18 protein-coding genes are annotated in these 19,403 nt (G+C 40.5%); 7 read left to right on the forward strand and 11 right to left on the reverse strand.

Annotated elements, in window-relative coordinates; all coding sequences use genetic code 11:
- Nucleotides 1-143 precede the first annotated feature (143 nt).
- Nucleotides 144-2,993 (reverse strand): cation-translocating P-type ATPase, encoded by a 2,850-nt coding sequence (locus H6G28_RS14990; protein ID WP_242054584.1) that lies wholly within the window; start codon nt 2,991-2,993, stop codon nt 144-146.
- Nucleotides 2,994-3,077: 84 nt separating this feature from the next.
- Here H6G28_RS14990 and H6G28_RS14995 point away from each other — a divergent pair, with 84 nt between their 5' ends.
- Nucleotides 3,078-3,221 carry a hypothetical protein gene (locus H6G28_RS14995; RefSeq protein WP_190588889.1) on the forward strand — a complete coding sequence of 48 codons (144 nt, stop codon included), beginning with the start codon at nt 3,078-3,080 and terminating at the stop codon, nt 3,219-3,221.
- A 107-nt stretch (nt 3,222-3,328) separates the two neighbouring features.
- Here the strand turns inward: H6G28_RS14995 and H6G28_RS15000 are convergent, their stop codons facing one another.
- Entirely contained in the window at nt 3,329-4,840 is a 1,512-nt protein-coding gene (locus tag H6G28_RS15000; protein WP_313949928.1) for an ABC transporter permease subunit, read from the reverse strand.
- A gap of 163 nt (nt 4,841-5,003) precedes the next feature.
- Between H6G28_RS15000 and H6G28_RS15005 the strand changes: the two genes are divergently transcribed.
- Nucleotides 5,004-5,759 (forward strand): amino acid ABC transporter ATP-binding protein, encoded by a 756-nt coding sequence (locus tag H6G28_RS15005; RefSeq protein WP_199332854.1) that lies wholly within the window; start codon nt 5,004-5,006, stop codon nt 5,757-5,759.
- A gap of 71 nt (nt 5,760-5,830) precedes the next feature.
- On the opposite strand, the gene H6G28_RS15010 is transcribed toward H6G28_RS15005, so the two are convergent.
- Entirely contained in the window at nt 5,831-6,115 is a 285-nt protein-coding gene (locus tag H6G28_RS15010; RefSeq protein ID WP_190671767.1) for a hypothetical protein, read from the reverse strand.
- A gap of 407 nt (nt 6,116-6,522) precedes the next feature.
- On the opposite strand from H6G28_RS15010, the gene H6G28_RS15015 reads away from it, so the two are divergent.
- Complete coding sequence (locus H6G28_RS15015; RefSeq protein WP_190671697.1) at nt 6,523-6,936, forward strand: hypothetical protein; 414 nt, start codon at nt 6,523-6,525, stop codon at nt 6,934-6,936.
- A gap of 353 nt (nt 6,937-7,289) precedes the next feature.
- Here the strand turns inward: H6G28_RS15015 and lipB are convergent, their stop codons facing one another.
- The gene (gene lipB / locus H6G28_RS15020; RefSeq protein WP_190671760.1) at nt 7,290-7,952 is read right to left on the reverse strand and encodes a lipoyl(octanoyl) transferase LipB; all 663 of its coding nucleotides are present in this window, start codon (nt 7,950-7,952) and stop codon (nt 7,290-7,292) included.
- Nucleotides 7,953-8,387: 435 nt separating this feature from the next.
- On the opposite strand from lipB, the gene hpf reads away from it, so the two are divergent.
- Entirely contained in the window at nt 8,388-9,035 is a 648-nt protein-coding gene (hpf, locus tag H6G28_RS15025; RefSeq protein ID WP_190588882.1) for a ribosome hibernation-promoting factor, HPF/YfiA family, read from the forward strand.
- A gap of 67 nt (nt 9,036-9,102) precedes the next feature.
- On the opposite strand, the gene H6G28_RS15030 is transcribed toward hpf, so the two are convergent.
- The 5 genes from H6G28_RS15030 to H6G28_RS15050 form a co-directional block, all read right to left on the reverse strand.
- The gene (locus H6G28_RS15030; protein WP_190588880.1) at nt 9,103-9,561 is read right to left on the reverse strand and encodes a peroxiredoxin; all 459 of its coding nucleotides are present in this window, start codon (nt 9,559-9,561) and stop codon (nt 9,103-9,105) included.
- 56 nt (nt 9,562-9,617) lie between these two features.
- A complete protein-coding gene (locus H6G28_RS15035) occupies nt 9,618-10,169 on the reverse strand; it encodes a 1,2-dihydroxy-3-keto-5-methylthiopentene dioxygenase (RefSeq protein WP_190588873.1) in 552 nt (183 codons plus the stop codon).
- Between the two features lie 280 nt (nt 10,170-10,449).
- Complete coding sequence (locus H6G28_RS15040; RefSeq protein WP_190671699.1) at nt 10,450-10,899, reverse strand: tellurite resistance TerB family protein; 450 nt, start codon at nt 10,897-10,899, stop codon at nt 10,450-10,452.
- 178 nt (nt 10,900-11,077) lie between these two features.
- A complete protein-coding gene (locus H6G28_RS15045) occupies nt 11,078-11,215 on the reverse strand; it encodes a hypothetical protein (RefSeq protein WP_062294792.1) in 138 nt (45 codons plus the stop codon).
- 778 nt (nt 11,216-11,993) lie between these two features.
- Nucleotides 11,994-13,397, reverse strand: a complete 1,404-nt coding sequence (locus tag H6G28_RS15050; protein WP_190671700.1) for a cobyrinic acid a,c-diamide synthase CobB — start codon at nt 13,395-13,397, stop codon at nt 11,994-11,996.
- Between the two features lie 82 nt (nt 13,398-13,479).
- On the opposite strand from H6G28_RS15050, the gene H6G28_RS15055 reads away from it, so the two are divergent.
- Nucleotides 13,480-14,229, forward strand: a complete 750-nt coding sequence (locus H6G28_RS15055; protein ID WP_190671703.1) for a DUF1877 family protein — start codon at nt 13,480-13,482, stop codon at nt 14,227-14,229.
- 518 nt (nt 14,230-14,747) lie between these two features.
- Here H6G28_RS15055 and H6G28_RS15060 read toward each other — a convergent pair.
- A complete protein-coding gene (locus tag H6G28_RS15060; RefSeq protein ID WP_190671706.1) occupies nt 14,748-15,707 on the reverse strand; it encodes an aldo/keto reductase in 960 nt (319 codons plus the stop codon).
- A gap of 80 nt (nt 15,708-15,787) precedes the next feature.
- Here H6G28_RS15060 and H6G28_RS15065 point away from each other — a divergent pair, with 80 nt between their 5' ends.
- A complete protein-coding gene (locus H6G28_RS15065) occupies nt 15,788-16,378 on the forward strand; it encodes a DUF1802 family protein (RefSeq protein ID WP_190671709.1) in 591 nt (196 codons plus the stop codon).
- 596 nt (nt 16,379-16,974) lie between these two features.
- Nucleotides 16,975-17,241 carry a hypothetical protein gene (locus H6G28_RS15070; RefSeq protein ID WP_190588859.1) on the forward strand — a complete coding sequence of 89 codons (267 nt, stop codon included), beginning with the start codon at nt 16,975-16,977 and terminating at the stop codon, nt 17,239-17,241.
- 148 nt (nt 17,242-17,389) lie between these two features.
- Here the strand turns inward: H6G28_RS15070 and ggt are convergent, their stop codons facing one another.
- A complete protein-coding gene (gene ggt, locus H6G28_RS15075; RefSeq protein ID WP_190671711.1) occupies nt 17,390-19,189 on the reverse strand; it encodes a gamma-glutamyltransferase in 1,800 nt (599 codons plus the stop codon).
- Nucleotides 19,190-19,403 lie beyond the last annotated feature (214 nt).

Genomic DNA, 19,403 nt, shown 5'->3' on the forward strand with positions numbered 1-19,403 from the left:
TTAACCCTTACACCCAGTCTCCGCAGAAAATTTTTGTGCGTAAGTCCTGATGTAATTCCGATTCACCTCGTTGGTGATCTCCAGCTAGAAAATTTTTGTTATTGGTTATTGCACAATTGTGATTTTTTTTTGAATTGCCCATCCTACAGGTGTTGAGTATGGTGCAAGATATCAGGATCGCTTTTATGGTTGACTTTAGCAATCATTCGCTTTCGTAGTTCGTCGGCTATTAAGATGAACGGTGGACATAACAGTAAGATTAGCCAGTAAGAGGGTTGTAAAGGTGCAGTGGAGAAGATTGTTTGTAAGGTAGGAGAATAAATAATTGAGAGAATTAAGCACCATTCAACTACAATTCCCGCCCAAATTAAGCGGTTGCTAAAAAAGCCTAAGCGCAAAATTGAAAAGCGTTCGGAACGACAGGCAAAAACGTTACCATCTTGGCAAGCGACAATTACAGCTAAGGTCATGGTTGTGGCTTGATGATAAATCGCCATTGTGGCTGCACTGGCTGAGTGTGAGAGAATACTGGGGCTGAGGGCTTGTAGTTGGGGAATATTATAGCCATTCGTCCACCAGACAAAGAAAAATCCTGCCATACCTGCTAAACCTTCCAGGAGTCCTAAAAAGCAGTAAGCACGCAGGAGTAAGGGTAAATCTAAGAGTGGCTGGGATTTTTTGCGCGGTGGTAATTCCATTGAACCGGCTTCGGGTTTTTCTGCACCTAAAGCTAGTGCAGGAATCATATCTGTACCTAAGTCAATGGCTAAGATTTGCAAAATTAACAAAGCTGGTGGTATTTTCAGAAACACCATTGCCAGGAAAGGGAGAAACTCTGCCATGTTGGAGGCGAGAATATAAGTCATGAATTTGCGGATATTTTGATATACTGCCCTACCTTGTTCAATGGCGGAGACAATAGTGGCAAAATTATCATCGATGAGAACAATATCCGCAGCTTCACGGGCAACATCTGTACCACTGATTCCCATTGCGATGCCGATATTTGCAGCACGTAAAGCAGGGGCATCGTTGACACCATCACCAGTTACAGCGACGATATGACCAAGGGTTTTGTATGCTTCTACTAATCTGAGTTTCTGTTCTGGCATGACTCTGGCAAATACCAAGCCAGTTTTGTGCTTGTGGAGGATTTGCCGTAATTGTGTATCTGAAAGATGTCCTAATTGTTCGCCTGTAATGATTTTAGCTTTGCCGTTGACTAAATTAATGCGTTGAGCGATCGCAGCTGCTGTTAACCCATAATCACCTGTAATCATTGTCACCTGAATTCCGGCACGATGACAAAGAGCGATCGCATCCGCAACTTCTGGGCGCGGTGGGTCAATCATCGCCACTAATCCTAAAAAAGTCAAATCTTGTTCCAATAAATGATCATCTGGCTGGTTTAATTCTGCACTACCTTGACTTGTGGCTACTCCCAGAACACGATAACCTTGACTTGCTAGTTGATCATTTGCGGCGATAATTTCCTCGCGCTGGGTTTGGGTCAGTTCCGGCTTTTCACCTGTGTGCCATAAATAGCGTGAATGTTGCAATACATCTAATGGTGCGCCTTTGGTAAAAATAAGATATTGAGAATTTTCTGTATTGTCTAACGGTAAATGTCCTTCTAATAAAACCGTCATCATCCGGCGGTGGGAATCAAACGGGATTTCTCTCCTTCTGGGTGCTTGGTGTTGCAAATCTTCCAAATTTAAACCAGCTTTAATTGCGGCTACTAATAACGCGGCTTCTGTGGGATCACCCAATGCTTGCCATTGATGGGAATTGGGAGGATGATCTAACCGTGCATTAGAACAAAGCGCCGCACCAGCTAACATTAATTGCACTTGGGATTCATACTCAGGAGAGGGAATTTCTACTTCTCCCTTGGGTTCATAACCTACCCCAGTCACGTTAATTTGCGTATTAGGTATCCACAATTGGCGGACTGTCATTTCGTTTTTCGTCAAAGTCCCGGTTTTGTCGGTGCAAATTACCGTTGTTGCACTAAGAGTTTCCACCGCAGATAAACGCCGCACTAAGGCATTTTTGGCAGCCATACGCTTGACACCAATGGCTAAAGCTAAACTCACAGTAGGTAATAAGCCTTCAGGAACAAATGCCACAATAATCCCAATGGCAAAAATAAAACTTTCGCGTAGTTGCATTCCCACCAGCAACTTAGTCAGGAGAAATATCACCACCCCCATACTCAACGCAATGATAGTAATGATGTGAACAACTCTGGAAATCTGCACTTCTAAAGTACTGGCTTCTCGCTGCACATTGGCGGTGAGACGGGCGACTTGACCAAATTCTGTATGTGTACCCGTTGCATATACCACCGCCAGTCCGCGACCGGCGGCGACGGTAGAACCTGCAAATACTAAGTTACTGGCTTCGGAAGCATGAATATTGAGTACGGTGACAGGTTCGCTAATGCGGGGAACTGGCAAAGATTCTCCGGTAAGGATGGAGACATCGACATATAAAGACTGACTTTCCACAAGTCTGGCATCGGCGGAGATTTTATCACCTTCTTCTAACTGCATCACATCGCCGCTAACTAATTCACGGGTAGGAATCACAGTTAATTTGCCATCCCGATAAACTTTGGCTTGAGAAGGTAAGATTTTTTTCAGGGCTGATAAAGCTTTTTCCGCTTGAAATTCCTGCCAAAAACTGAAAATAGCATTAATCCAAATAACTGCCCAAATTGCCCAGCCTAATTCCGGTGTTTGGGAAATAAACGCTAAAATTCCCGCCACCCACAACAGCAACGCCATAAAATGCGTTAATTGGTCAATAAAACGCAGAATTAATGGTCGGGTTTGCGGTTCGGGAAGTTCGTTATAACCAGATTGTTTTAATCTTAAATTAGCTTCTGCCTCGCTGATACCTTGGGGAGTTGTGGTGAGAGTTTTGTAGACATCTGTAGGTGTCAGCGTCCAAATATGAGAGTTTGCATGAGAATTTGCATTCATCATAAACCCATTCCTGGTTTCAGGAGCAATTTAGTTTTCGTATCTTAGATGCAGAGTTTACACCTGTTCATCTGCCTAAGAGGGCTTTTGCAAGAAAAATTATCCGCAAATGCGATCGCGCGGGAAATCAACGACCGTAAAGGTGAGGTTAATGCACTAGGCAATCTCGGTGTTGCTTACAAAGTGAAACGGTATAAGATTTGGGGGATTCTCCTCCAAACCCCCGATTGAGGGACGCAACCGTCCCCCAAACTCCCTGCAAAATCATTTTTTCGTTTTTTGTTGCGTCATTTTTATGTAACTTCTATACATTCATTTGTGGAAATGTCTCATTATGATCATATTTTCCTCTGCTGTCTAACCGGATTCATCCACACTTCTAACTTGCTAAATGCTTGGGAAGAAAGCAGTGTCAAACATAAATAAACCAAGGCTATAGCAGCGTAAATTTCAAAGGAGCGATAGTTACTAGCGATAATGAGTTGTCCTTTACGTAGCAATTCTTCAAAACCAATAACTGAAACTAAGCTGGTATCTTTTAATAAGCTAATAAACTCATTACCCAAAGGTGGAATCATCCGCCGAAAAGCTTGGGGAAAAATTACATAGCGCATTATTTCTACAGCACTTAAACCAAGTGATTCTGCTGCTTCGGTTTGTCCTGTTTCAATTGATTGAATCCCCGCGCGGACAATTTCGGCAATATAGGCGGCGCTGTTTAATGTTAAAGCAATTACACCAGCTACAAAGGGATTGAAGCTAAAGGTAAAACCAAGTTGTTGCACCAGTGCGGGTATACCAAAGTAAATCATAAAAATTTGGACTAGCAAAGGTGTGCCGCGAAAAAAATCTATATATGCTCTGGCTAACCAACGCACAGGTTTAATCTGAGAAAGGCGAATAATGCCAATTAAGGAACCACTAACTAAGCCTAAAATTACCGAAATAACTGTTATTTGGAGAGTGACAAATGCACCTTGCAATAGTAGCGGAAAAGCTCGCAAAGCTACATTTAATGATGTAAATAGATTAGCCTTACTACTATTCTTTTGATTTGCAAATGGAGATGTGTCAGGTAAGGCTGGTGGTTCCGCTTTAAACCATTTTTTGTATATTTGTAAATATTTGCCATTTTTGAGAATTTTATCTAAACCATCGTTAATCAGTGTTAAATTAGGCGACTTTTTAGCTGTGATAATTCCGTAATATTCTTCTGTAAGTAATTGTTGAATAACTTTAATGCCTTGCAAGTTACCAGTATTAATGGCATATAAAGTTACAGGTGCATCGTTAATTACCGCATCCACATTCCCATTGACTAATTCTTGCAAGGCTAAAGGTGCAGAATCAAAACTGCGAATCTGTACACCGGGAATACTTTTGGCTTTTTCTGCGCCTGTTGTCCCAATTTGGACGGCTAGTTTTTTATTCTTGAGACTATCTAAATTAGTAATATCTTGATTGTTGTTACGAACTGCGATCGCTAACCCCGCCTTAAAATAAGGACGGGAAAAATCAACTGTTTTGGTGCGTTCTGCGGTAATTGTAATAGAACTTATCGCCGCATCAATGGTTTTAGCTTGGACTGCGGGGATAATGCCATCAAAAGGAATGCTTTGAAACTCTACTTTAAAATTAGCAGCAGAGGCGATCGCATTCATCAAATCATAAGAAAAACCTTGCAATTCTCCATTTGGGCTTTTAAACTCAAACGGCGGAAAGGCTGGTTCAGTTGCTACTCGTAAAGTTTTGCCAATGCTATCATTCACACTACAGCCAGTTAGTAAGACACAACTGAACCCAACCACCAACAACCAGCGCCACCAACGCCTAAACTTTAATCTAATAATATGTCTGAGAAGTATTAAATATTTTGCTTGATCCCCCCTAGCCCCCCTTAAAAAGGGGGGAAAATGAATCAAAGTCCCCCTTTTTAAGGGGGATTTAGGGGGATCTATAGGTTTCAAATACAACATCAGAAAATTTTCCTAATCATCTTATTTATAATGGGCTATGAAAAATTCTAACCCTATCATTATTTTTGAAAATATTGAAAAAAACTTTGGTTCCCTCAAAGTTCTTAAAGGAATCACTGGCGAAATTCGGTCAGGGGAAGTTGTGGCGGTGATTGGTACCTCTGGTTGTGGTAAAAGTACCTTACTGCGATGCTTCAATCGCCTGGAACGTATTGATCACGGTTCTTTGGTAGTGAATGGGATTGAATTATCACAATCTCATTTCAACAGTCAACAACTGCGCCAACTCCGTACCCAAGTCGGGATGGTTTTTCAACAATTCAATTTATTTCCTCACCTCAGCGTATTGGAAAATCTCACACTTGCGCCGCGTAAAGTTTTAGGCAAAACCGCCAAAGAAAGCGCCCAACTTGCGGGGTTATATTTAGAAAAAGTAGGTTTATTTGATAAAGCCTCGGCTTATCCCGAACAACTATCTGGTGGACAAAAGCAAAGAGTTGCGATCGCTCGTAGCTTATGTATGAATCCCCAGATTATGCTATTTGATGAACCTACCAGCGCCTTAGATCCCGAACTTGTCGGTGAAGTTTTACAAGTGATGCAGCAATTAGCCGCCGAGGGAATGACAATGGTAGTCGTCACTCATGAAATGCAATTTGCCAAAGAAGTTGCCCATCGGGTGATATTTATGGATCAAGGCATAGTAGCAGAACAAGGCGCAGCTTACGAAGTGATCACAAATCCAAAAAGCGATCGCCTACGTACCTTCCTTAGCCGCCTCTATGAAGTGTGAAGTCTGAAGTATGAAGTATGAAATTTTATTCATTCTCCTACCTTTTACCTTTTGACCAATGACTAATAACTCTACAAATATTCCCGCAAGAAATCAAATGGATCATCTTCCCAACAAGGTTCAGGTGTCCTCAAGTGCAAATTTTTGTTGATGTCGGCTTCAATTTCGTCGCAGTCTTCCCTGTCAAATAGTTCTATCAACGCTTTCCAGTCGCGCTGTCTCAGGGAATTTAACGCAGGTGCATACATCTGAAAATTAATTAGGGATTTCACACGCAAAATTTGAGTTGAGTTGTGTACTGAATTTGTTGCCTGACTAGTAAACCACCATATTTTAACTTGGGCAGATGCACTCACAGTATATAAATACTGGAATTTATTTACAAAGTACTGTTAAATTAATAAATTTAGCTCAGATTTTGAGTTTTTAATAATATTTAAATTAAAAAATAGTATTTCAAGACTATCAGGACTTACGTACAAGCCACGAAAAATCAAATCACAGAGATGCGAGTTTACGTAGGAATGATATTTTGAGAGTTTTTTGCATAATTCCTAACTATATAGTGTGCCATTTTTAGCGAAACATTAGTATGATAGCCTGAACTAATTCTTTTTAACTTTAGATAAAGCTTACAAAAACAACAGTATTGCTTCGGAAGACACAACTGCTATAAGCAAGACAAAATATTAAATAAATATGCCCCAACTAGCTCTATCTGATTTTGTATCCAATAGAATTCAACCATAACATAATATCTACCATGCACCCAAAAAAGTTTTTTTTAGTCGTAGCATTAAGTCTATCTTTTATTGGTACTACTTCAACATCTACTAAAGCTCAGAGTTTATCTGATTTAGATGGTAATGCATTTTTAATGCATCCTCGTACTGGTCAGTTTTTAGGTAATGTTTCAAGTGACCGTTTTGATGATCAGTCCATCTGTAATCCTTATGGTACTTATGGTAGTAAGTATCAAGAGATGAGTCTATGGAACAAGTATGGAGATTATGGAAGTCCTTATTCCAATGTTAGTGCTTATAATAGCCGCGCACAATATCCACCAATTCTTTATTTAAAAAATGGTCAAGCTTTAGCTGTAGTCTCTGTTAGCTCTAAGTGGGAACCAGTAATTCACCCTGGCGCATTGTTGGGAGTGATTTGTGGGCAAAGATAACAAATTGTATAATTCACTATCTTAGGAATTATGTAAATATTGTACTAAAATATAATGTTAAGGTTGTCAATAGTTAGTAATTAAAAATAAAGATGTTTTGAACTATAAATTATTCGATATTGACAGCGTTAGCTAAAAATATATAGCAATTTTACATGTCGTATCTTAATCAATTTTACACTAGACCTCTTGCACGAATGTTATAAAACACGAATTTTAAGTCTCGCGCAAAAGCGCAAAGAGTTACAGAAAATTCGCTTGTTTAGTAGGCATAATCTGATTTATACAAGAGGTATACTATTCTAATTTATCACTCAGCACACACCAATTTTAATTCATAACCAGTTGATAAATTACTCCACGACATCAAAACCAAATACATCTGCGAAACATTGCACAATATGAGGACGCACTTGTTCGCAAGTAATATCAGGAACCCACTCTGCTAGACTGGCGACTCGTTTATCTGCAATACCGCAGGGGACAATATGTTGAAAGCCAGTCATATCAGGACATACGTTTAATGCAAAACCGTGCATCGTAATCCAACGGCTGACTTTAATGCCGATCGCTGCAACTTTGCGATTTTCTAACCATACACCAGTAAAATCGGGGATGCGATCGCCCGCCAAACCATAAACAGCCAACACCCGAATAATCACTTCCTCTAGTTGACGCAAGTACCAATGCAAATCTTTACGATGGCGGTGCAAATTTAAAATTGGATACCCCACCAATTGACCAGGACAATGATAAGTCACTTCGCCACCACGCTCAATTCTGTGAACTTCAAAATCACTGTGATCAAGGTCAAACTTGAGAAATTCTGGGGTTGCACCTTGTCCCAAAGTATAGACAGGCGGATGTTCTAGCAAGATTAACACATCATCGAGGCTGGGGTCTTGAATGCGTTCTGCAAGAAGCGATCGCTGCCATGCGTGTGCATCTGTGTAAGACATCAATTTTTTGTCATATAACAAACAACGCTTCTCTAGCGGTCTACTACTACGAATCATGCCAAAAATCAACTGAAGGAATAATGAAATATATTGCAACTTTGATCGTTGCAAGCAACAATTGTCAAGCTTTGCAAAGGATTTTAAAGGAACGTCAAGGGAACCTGCTATAGAAAATACAAAGTGCTAGTTTGAATATATAAATAACCGCAACGGTCTTAGGAGGAATTCTCTGCAATAAGCATCACGCCAAAATAAGAAGAAAGAATGAACTGGCTGATGACTCTAAGAATTAAGATACAAGCGCAGACATCCACTGCGGATATCAATACAAGGGAACGCGTGAAAATTGAAAGCAATAAATTATTTAGAGCCAACTCAGCAGTATATCAAACTAAAAAACTTGTTTTGGCAACAGTCATAGACCTTACCGCAACTTACTTTCACACAAAACAAACTCACATCACACATCACATATAGAGCGGGAGAGTTTACATGAAGCTTGTCATCCACGGCAAAAATATTGAAATCACCGAAGCAATTAGGGATTACGTGCATCAAAAGATAGAAAAAGCGGTTAGTCACTTTCAGAACATTACAAATGAAGTGGATGTCCACCTAAGCGTAGCTCGCAATCCCCGAATTAACCCGAAACAAGCAGCCGAAGTCACTATCTATGCAAATGGAAGTGTCATCCGTGCCGAGGAAAGCAGCGAAAACTTATACGCCAGCATAGATTTAGTAGCAGATAAAATTGCGCGACAATTACGCAAATATAAAGAAAGGCGACAAGACAAGAAAACTCAAAGTCAACCAACAAACGAAGTAGTCGTCCCAGAACCAGTAATACCAGATTTAATCGGCGATCGCACCCCCGAATTACCCAGCGAAGTCGTCCGTACAAAATATTTTTCCATGCCACCAATGACTCTCACTGAAGCATTGGAACAATTACAACTCGTGGGACACGACTTTTATATGTTCCGTAACGCCGAAACTGGAGAAATTAACGTGATTTACGAACGCAACCACGGCGGTTACGGTGTCATTCAACCCCGCAACAATAACGGCCATACTAACGGTAAAAACGGTAAGGTTTCCCTCAATAACATCATCCAGGAGAAATCACCCTCACTTAAATAAAGAGTGTTGAGTGCCGTACACTGAGCGAAGTCGAAGTGTACAGCACTCATTACTCATTACTCATCACTCACTTGCTGAGAGTTTGCAAAGTCTTCAATGCTTCTGTAACATGCCCTTGAAAGTTCAGCATGGAATCAAACACATACTGCACAACTCCCTGCTGATCAATCACATAGGTGACACGTCCAGGAAATAAACCAAAAGCCGCCGTCGCACCATATTGCTTACGTACTTGGTCGCCTTTGTCACTTAAAAGAATAAACGGTAAATTATATTTAGCGGCAAACTTCTGGTGAGATTCGCTAGAATCACCACTGACACCAATCACTTCCGCGCCAGCATCTTTAAACACTTCATATTGGTCGCGGAAAGCACAAGATTCGGCTGTACATCCAGGTGTATCGTCTTTGGGATAAAAGTATAGTACAACAGCTTTTTGACCACGGTAGTCTTTTAAGCTGACTGTTGTACCATTTTGAGCAGGTAAGGTGAAATCAGGAGCAATGTCTCCAACTTTAACAGCCATAGGTATTTATAGAATTGCGATCGCATCTTTTTAACTATGAATGATATTACGATAAATTACGGCTGCTGGCGTGCATCACTTAACTGCGTACCTGTGTAATTGGGTAGCCAACCCTCGGCTGAAGTGAAATAGCGCACAGCTTTAAAATTTAACGATGCTGTCAAACTACACCAATGCTCCACACCTGCGGGAATAGAAATATAGTCTTGAGATTGCACTAACAACTGGACTTGGCTACCATCTGGTCTGACAAAGCCAAAAATCATTTCTCCTGCTAAGACATACAGTGGTTCAGCCGCAGTATGAGTATGATAACGACTGTAAGTATCAATCAACATCTGAAGATTCGGCACACCTGGATGCACATTCAGCAAGTCACACCAGAGAGAACCGTTTTCTTGTTGGAGACATTCAAACACACCGTTATGCAACTCAACAATGTATTGCTTTTCTAAAGCTGTCAAAACATCCTGTTCTAAAAGATTTGTAAACAGTAGTGACGTTCCAGGGTCATAGTGCTTGAGATGTACACCAATAGGCGCAAGTTCACGCAATATCTCACTGAAATCGCTTTCGACTGTACCATCTTCTAGTAATAGGATTGCCATGACAAAAAACTTAATAATTAACTTTTAAAAACAGTATACTCAAATTTGCAGCAATAAGCCACTATTGCCCATCGATATACTGTGGTATTCACCTGAGTTATATAACTATAAACTCATATATAACCATACACTAAAACTAGAATTTAAATTATACTAGCCAATGGCAACAAATCATATTAACGGGAGAATATGTAACTTAGTTTTAAGCAGCCAAATCTATAACTTGAACTAAATCAAGTTAGAGAAAATTCCCATTGATATGCGTTAGACTACGTGAAACTCATTCGCTTTGATTCTTCACCATTAAAACTTGCAAGATTTTAATCGCGTTATCGCGTGGAATATCTAAAGCCAGATACAAGTCATTTAAAAAATTTTTTTCTTCTTCAGTAACTACGGTTTCAGTCATTACCAAATCAGCCGCAACCGCAAAAGCTACTTCTCGCAATTCTGGCGATAAAGATTCTTTAGCTGCATTAAAGAGAGCATTAAAACCATCACACCGCAGAATATTTAGGTTTTTTTCTAACAGTTTTTTGATAAATTCTTCAGGATAACTGCTAAAAAGCTTAAGCCGTGACAATACAGCAGAAATATTATGCACTTGCTGTTCTGAAAGTACAGCATCTGAGGTCACTGCAACCAAAGCAATAGCGGCAAAAGCTTCAGCTGATGTCAACTTTTCTGGGGCTTGGTTTTCTTTGCCCAAGATTTTGTCTACTAAATTCATGTGTGTTGCTCCTGGATTTTTGTCTCAGTAGCGCACAGTCACCTGGATGTTTTGGACTTGCAGGTAATTCTGCAACGCTGTGAGACTTTCACAATTTAGTGTTCCCAGGATTTCTTGACGGTGAACACCTACTTGCGCTTTGTGGTTTTTGGCAAGTAGTACACCTTATGGCGATAAATTAGCGTTCTCCTGTTTTTTCAATTGTTTCTATCACTGCTAACCCTATACCAGACGCTGCGATTAGCAGGACAGCTGATAACAAATAGGCGTTAGTAAGCATCCGCAGGGCATCATCAAAAAAAATATAGGTGGTCATTGCATCACCTTTGAACTCTGTGTGGCTAGTAGTACTTATTTTTCAACACGCTGACTATAGTTCCCGTTGAAAAATTCCTAGCAATTGCATCTTAACAAAACTTTAGCTCCTTCATCAGAGTTTTCTAAGTTTTTCTTTCTGAAGATTGTGTGAATTTCAGCATAATTTGGTAAATAAAACTACGGAAAATTTTTCCTGTAGAAACTTATGCTATGTTCATCACCGCGAAATTGGCTATTGAATTAGTAAATTAAATAACATATAGCCTGCCTTTTTCGATAATATCTCTCTAGGAAGGAGCAAAAAAGCCCTTATTTTTCAAGCAATATAGACTGCAATATTCAATATATTGTCAATTGCATACTGGTGAGAAAAGTTTTTGTAAATTAATTTTTAATTTTTAGCTATTTTTTCAATATTTTTTTTGATTAGTTCATTACTACTAGGGATGCAAAAACTGATGAAAGTGCTAGTTGTAGTTAATCGCCCAATTTGGTAAAGAATTGTAAAGGTCAACAGATGGATTTTCATACCATTTGGGTTTGCAGTTGCTCAATTACATCTGCACTTTCATCACAGCTTACGGGTTAGGATTAGCCTGGGTAGTGAGTATGTTGTTTTATCCAGGTGCAAAGTTATTGGGTTTGAGTTAGTGGGATGCGTTAATGAAATGTAAGGCTCCATTCAATCAGGTGCGTTACGGCTAAATTTCCCATCTCTGACACGCTCAAGTCTGGACATTGCCATAACACACCCTACTCAACTTCAATTTAATCTTCTAACTTTTACATTGTTGAATAAATCGTTGGGGAATTTCTGTACTAGCGCCCCAGTGTAAATGTATGTATGAAGCGTGAAGATTAATCGGTAAATTCCAGCCTTCAAAGCCCGTATTTTCATCGCAATCGTAGCGATAAGTATCAAACAGTGGTTGATGAGAATTGGCTTTTAAAGTCGAGCGATGAAATTCATGTCCGTAAACATTTGTTCCGACATTTACTAATAAACTATCTTGTAAAGCTATGGCTCGACGATAACCCAGTGTTAAGCTTTTATCCATACAAGCAGATGTGGGAATTATCCCCACCATTGGGTAAGATTTACCCTCAAAATCAATGATTTCTTGACACAAATACATCAAGCCACCACATTCAGCAATTGTTGGCATTCCTTGGAGAATCGCTGTTTTTACTGCTTGCAAAACATTGGTATTTTTGGTTAATTGTTGAGCAAATACTTCTGGGAAACCGCCACCAAAATACATTCCTTGAATATTTGGTGGTAATTCTGCATCTTCTAAAGGACTCCAAAAAACTAACTCTGCACCCAATTTTTGCAGTAAATCGAGATTATCTTGATAATAAAAATTAAAAGCGCGATCGCACGCAACCGCAACCCTGACTTTACTGAGTGCTGAGTGCTGAGTGCTGAGTGCTGAGTGCTGAGTGCTGAGTGCTGAGTGGGGAGTGCTGAGTGCTGAGTGCTGAGTTTTGAGTAAAGGTAATAAACTTTGCCAGTCAAAGCAAGTATCACCTAAATCTGCGAGACGTTCTATAACTGCATCTAATTCACTGAATTCGGCTGTGGGGACTAAACCAAGATGGCGGTCAGGAATTGTAATATTATCTTGACGACGCAGCACACCGAGAATCGGCAATTGTAGAGATTTTAGAGCATCTTTGAGTAAAGAAAGATGGCGATCGCTCCCCACGCGATTCAGCACTAAACCAGCTATTTTAATTTTAGGGTCAAAGGTACAATAACCGTGAGCGATCGCCGCTACAGAACCCGATAACCGACTGCAATCAATTACCAACACCACAGGTAAATCTAGCAATTGTGCAATATGCGCTGTACTAGCAAAAGTGAAGGGGTGTACAGTATTCTCTTCCCGACTTCCTATTCCATCAAACAACCCCATCACCCCTTCTACCAAAGCATATTCACTCGCTTGGCTGTGATGAGCAAAACATTGCTTAACGTAAACTTCACTAGTCAGCACTGGGTCTAAGTTCCGACAAGCAAGACCAGTCACATACCGATGAAACATTGGGTCAATGTAGTCTGGCCCGACCTTGAAAGATTGTACTTGACCACCACGACGGCATAAAGATGCCAAAAGGGTGAGTGTGACTGTTGTCTTACCCACCCCGCTACGTTCACCTGCAATTACTAAAGCCATTGAAAAAAACTACTGTGTACTATAGTTTAACTTGCGATCGTACTTATTAGAATTGAATATAAATCAATTTCAAAGTTATTTTATGGGAATAACAGGTGAAATAAAAAAAATTTCTTCATCAACATTGGATTTATTTATCAAAGACCCATATCTTGTTGATGCGTTTTTTGATGCTAAATGCTTGCCAGAATCCCCTTACTGGCAAAGAGAGCCTTATTGGACAGGAGAATATGCTGAAGTAGCAAAACAAAATGCTAGAGCAATATTTGGTAATACACCTGCTGGTAGAAGCAAACAGTGGAAAAATACTTATGATTGGCAAGCCTTAGAAGAATTGTTTCTTTCTGAGTGGGAAAATCCCGAATTAGATTTAGATAAATCTTGGGAAGAAATAACATTTTTATTAGCAGGTTATATTGCAACTTATTACAATACACCTCAAGGCAAAATTCCTGAATTAATAGTTGCAAAAGGATACGAAAAAGATTTCTTACCATTTCTAGTCATCAAAAATTCCCAGTGGGATGGTAAGCCTTTAGTTAATGCCTTTGGTGCTGGTAAAGACCTCTATTTTGACAGAGACTATGGGCCAGTTAGATATCTACAAGCAGGTGATGAAGTTAGGCAAATTCTGGATGGTTTATTAGAACTTTCTCAAGAAGGATTTAAAAATCGTTTTATAAAAGAGTCGCAGAAGCCAAACCCTGTACCTTGGATTGACTGGTCAGATGAAGAAATGATTGATTACATGACAGATTACTACAATGAAATTGTTGATTACTATGAAACTGCTGTTAAAGAGCAAAAAGCACTGCTACTCTATTTAACCTAGATTGCCAATGGAAAATCATAGCTAAAAACATCAAAACCTGGTCAACGATGACCAGGTTATTGGGAATTCACAGGTTTCAAATTTCTTAAAAATTAGCTAAACAATTGAGAGAGTAAACAACTAAGGTGGACTTAATAACTAGCAACTTCAGCAATCTTTGTTTTTCCGCTTTGGGATTTGGCTCTGCCTTTTATATGCTTTGGCTTTCACCACATTTAATTAGGGCTTGCTGAAAATTTGCTTGGGCTGCTGACGGGAGACATCAGAGTCATTTGCCCTTTTGGTTTGGTTGGAATCTGTTTGATGTCTTGTTATTCAATTTAGCACTTACCTAAGAAACAGCAACTAGTAGTTTACTAAAGTTGACATTTTGTTTATTCTTGCAATCTTTGTTGTTATTTTGTAGGACTTACGCACCAAAATTTTCTGTGGTGATTGGGTGAAAGGGTATGGGGTGTAAGGGTTTTGAATACCTACACCCTGACACCCTTCTTTCAAACCTTAATTATCAACTCAGCTTACCAATTCCACATAACTGGGTTGTCATCTAAATGATCGGTGACAATTCGTCCAATAGAGTCGATTTCGGCGATTTCTTCAGAGGAAAGTTTGACATCGGCGGCTTTGGCGTTATCTTGTGCTTGTTCGGGATAACGTGCGCCTGCGATCGCATTGGCTTGGGGTTGGGCAATTAACCAAGCTAATGCTAACTGTGCCAAGGTAGAATTATGGCGTTCGGCTATGGGGCGGAGTTTATCTAAGGCTTGGTGAGCGCGTTCAAAGTTTTCGCCCTGAAATAATTTATTCTTGGCGCGGTTGTCTTCTGGGGCAAATTTTTGGCCGCGAGTAAATTTACCTGTTAATAATCCTTGGGCTAAGGGTGAATAAGCCAAGATAGAAATTTGATTTTCGATACAATAGGGCAGAGCATCTTTTTCCACCGACCGCCAAAATAGGGAATATGGGGGTTGCAAGCTATCAATTCGTCCATATTGTGATGCTTCTGCCAATTGTGCGCCAGAAAAGTTAGAAACCCCAATTGCTCTAATTTTTCCTTGCTGTTTTAGCTCATTTAAAGCCTTCATCGTTTCGGCGATGGGGACGATTTCGCTGTTAAAGGCACCCGCAGGCCAATGAATTTGATAAAGGTCGATATAATCGGTTTTGAGGTTTTTTAACGAGCGATCGCAAGCCTGAATCACTTGATCATACTTGAGATGGTTGGCAAAAACTTTTGTGGCATACTGTACTTGGTCGCGCACATCTGATAAAGCTTCGGCTACAATGCGCTCAGAATGACCTTCACCATAAACTTCTGCTGTGTCAACGGTTGTGATTCCGGCTTCAAAGGCGGCGCGAATGGCTTTAATCGAGTCAGCGTCTTCAATTCCCACCCACATCTTTTTGCCAGCTTGCCAAGTTCCAATAATAATGGGTGTGATTTCTACGGCAGATGTACCTAATTTTCGCTTTTCCATAATGGTTGTCTCATTACATTTCCCCGGATAGTTTCATACTTTAACGGTCTTAGCGTGAAATTAAATCAGAGTTACAGCAGATGCCGATGAATTTAACTTCGAGTTTATATGCTCTCAAAGAATGGTCTGTGGCGATCAATGCTTTGGAAACTGCCAAAACCATCATGTTGCTGCGTAAAGGTGGTATTCATGAGCAGAATGGACGTTTTCAAGTTGCTCATGAGCAGGTTTTACTTTACCCAACTTTTGAACATCAACAGCCGTTTCTGCTAAAATCAGAATATGCAAATCTCGTCTGTCCCGTAACTCCTGGTTGGCATCCAGAAACAATTCGCATTGGCAGTTGGGCAGAGATTACAGATATTTTGCCGATTAGTGAGGAGTCTACTGTTAACGCTTTACTCCCGTTTCATATCTGGAATGAGTATTTTATTAGCGATCGCCTAAAATGGAAACCACGTCAGCCTTTGTATGTTCTGCTGTTACGCATTTATAAACTGCCCAAAGTCCAAGAAATTCCCTATCTGCCAAAATATGGTGGTTGCAAGTCCTGGATTGATTTAGCGCAACCAATTGACATTGCAGGTGCAACACCTGTTTTCTCTGATACTGACTACTCGGAAATAGTTAACGAAATTCGCACGATTATTAGTGATTTTATTAAGTGCTGAGTGCTGAGTGCTGAGTAAAGATAGCGCCGCAGGCGCTGTAACCTGTAACCTATCACCCCTAATTCCACAACTCAGCACTCAGCACTTTCAACTCAGCACTCTTAGCCCAGCACTGATAACTAAATCTTACTGGTGTAACTAGTAAAACAAATGATTTGTGATTCAGTTATTTAGCAAAATAGTAACTCTTGTTACATACACTAATAGCAACCACAGATAACATGAGAAAAATCTTGCCCTCATAACCAGCAAAGTATCGCAGAGAAGCGTTATGTTTTTGCGCCTATCAGTGATTTTGCACCATTATTCAGTCATGGAGCCAAAGATATTGAGCTATTGTCATCGTTTTTCTACAAAATCCGCAGTATTTGACACTTTTTGCAAGTATCAAAGGTTGGGGATGGAGTGATTTTGTCTTGCTGTATCTTTAAAAACTGTCTAGAAAATCTATCTGATGGCTTACGTAATTTTACTAAACCAATTTGTAGGTATATGGACACATACTAGGGAAATTAAAAATTATCCCAGAAGATTGATGCAGTGCTTGACAAAAGTCTGCGATTATGCAATTTTAGCTAAACACTAAGGAGTTTGCCATGAATCGACAAATGTGCTGGTTATCGAAGTCTAGTGGCGACGGTGAGAAGATTTTGTATTTGCAAGTAGAAGCCCATAAAGGTTGGCGGCCTTACACAGCTTATCCGCAATTTGCAGTGCCAGATTATCAAATTCCTGGCGGTTCTAAGGGTTGGGCAACTTATCAAAAACTGCTGAAGGCAGGTTGGACACTAGTACCCAGTGCGAGAGCGAATGAATTTAGCACTCAAGTAGAATACTCAGAATCAATGGTGCAGAATCAATAGTTGCAGTTATAGCAAAGTGCTGAGTGCTGAGTGCTGAGTGCTGAGTAGAAACCCAGTAGTTTCAAGAGTTTCAGCTATAAGACTTAACAGATGTTTTGAGTGCTATATCTCGAAAAACGGCAGTGTTGCATTATTCTGTAATGACTGTCTACCAGCCTCTAGGCGAACCTTCACCGCGAGGATCGGCGGCTGCTTCTAGGCTGCCATCTGCTTGAGTGGCGATCGCGTTAACATTACCCCAAGGAGTGTTTTGTTCCTTGATGTTGTGTCCACGACGGCGTAAGTCTTGCAGAGTTAAAGCATCCAAACCCCAAGGTTCGACGCGCAATTCATCAGGAAGCCACTGGTGATGTATGCGTGGTACGGAGACAGCTGCACCAACGTCCATATTGTATTCCAGCACATTGAGAATCACTTGCAATACCTGAGTGATAATTGTGCTGCCACCAGGGGCCCCCACTGCCATTCGGAGGTGATTATTTTCTGTGACTATTGTCGGAGTCATACTCGACAGTGGTGTTTTTCGGGGTGCGATCGCATTTGCTGTGTTGCCAATTAAACCAAAAGCGTTAGGTACTCCTGGCGCAATCGCAAAATCATCCATCTCATTATTGAGTAAAATTCCTGTTCCTGGGCTGACTACACCCGCACCAAAACCAAGATTAATTGTAAAAGTCAGGCTGACGGCGTTACGTTGTTCATCCACAACGCAAAGATGGCTGGTTTCTGTAGATTCGTAGCGAGTGGCTGGCAATCTTAATGATTTGTTGGGTAGAGGAACAATTTGATTGCTAACTGTGCCAAACCGTTGAAGAATTTCTGGTGCTACTGGTTTGATTTCTGATGCAGGTTTCGCCACATCCATATTGATTTCTTGACGACGCTGTTTGGCGTACGCTGGGTTAATCAGGGCTTGTACAGGTACTTTGACAAAATCAGGATCACCCAAATATTGTGAGCGATCGGCGTAGGCTATCTTCATCGCTTCCGCCATTAAGTGTAAACTGTTGGGATGATGCCACCCCCAAGCTTTTAAATTACTGTCACCGATAATGTTTAAAATCTGCAATAGATGAACGCCGCCTGATGATGGTGGTGGCATAGAACAGACTTTAGCTTGACGAAAACTACCGCAGAGAGGAGTTCGCCAGATGGGTTTGTATGCCTTGAGGTCGTCTAAAGTAATTAAACCATTATTTTTTGCCATATCTGAAGCGATCGCACGGGCAATGTTGCCAGTATAAAAACTTTGGGGATTGTCGGCAATGGTTTCTAAAGTGCGTGCTAAATCTTGTTGGACTAATCTTTCTCCAGGCTGATAAAATTCGTCGTTGCGAGTAAATATACCTCTAGCGGCAGAATTTTGGAGAATTACAGGTTTGCGGTTTTCGTAAACTTGAATGGAACGCCAAGTGAGTTGTTTACTTAAGATAAAGCCATTTTTAGCCAGAGCGATCGCAGGTTTGACAACTTCCTTCCACGGTAACTTACCATAACGGCGATGCACCTCATACATCCCCGCCACCGTTCCTGGTGTCGCCACCGCCAAATAACCATTCACACTTGCATTCAAACGCACCTTGCCATCTGCATCTAAATACATATTTCTGGTAGCTTTGATGGGTGCGCGTTCCCGAAAATCCAAAGCTTTCATCTCGCCAGTTTTCTCAAAATGCAGCAGCAAAAATCCCCCGCCACCAATTCCCGCCGAAAAAGGTTCAACTACAGATATGGCAAAAGTTGTGGCGACTGCTGCATCTACCGCATTCCCACCTTGGCGTAACATTGCTAACCCAGCCTCACTCGCCAGGGGATGTGCAGATACTACCATCCCTTTTTTGCTGCGTAGGGGTAAAGTGGTAGTGGCTGATGCAACTTGGCTGTAACAGAGAACGGTAAGGGAAAAGACGGTAAATACAACCTGTCTGGGTTTAGCAAAGATTTGCATTTTGATACTGTTGTATATTGCTATAGCAATCCTAAACTACTTATGAGAAAATACGGAGAAAGTAAGAAAGTAAATTATATAACAAGCAAGCAGTTGTGGTTATGTGGATACAGTGGTTAGAAGATTTTATCAAAAATAGTCAAGAACAACGTGAAATCAAGCGAGCTACAGCAGTCAAAATGCTGTTATATGGATATAAGCATGAAGAAATAAT

The sequence above is a fragment of the Nostoc sp. FACHB-190 genome (assembly GCF_014696905.1).
Lineage (GTDB): Bacteria > Cyanobacteriota > Cyanobacteriia > Cyanobacteriales > Nostocaceae > Nostoc_B.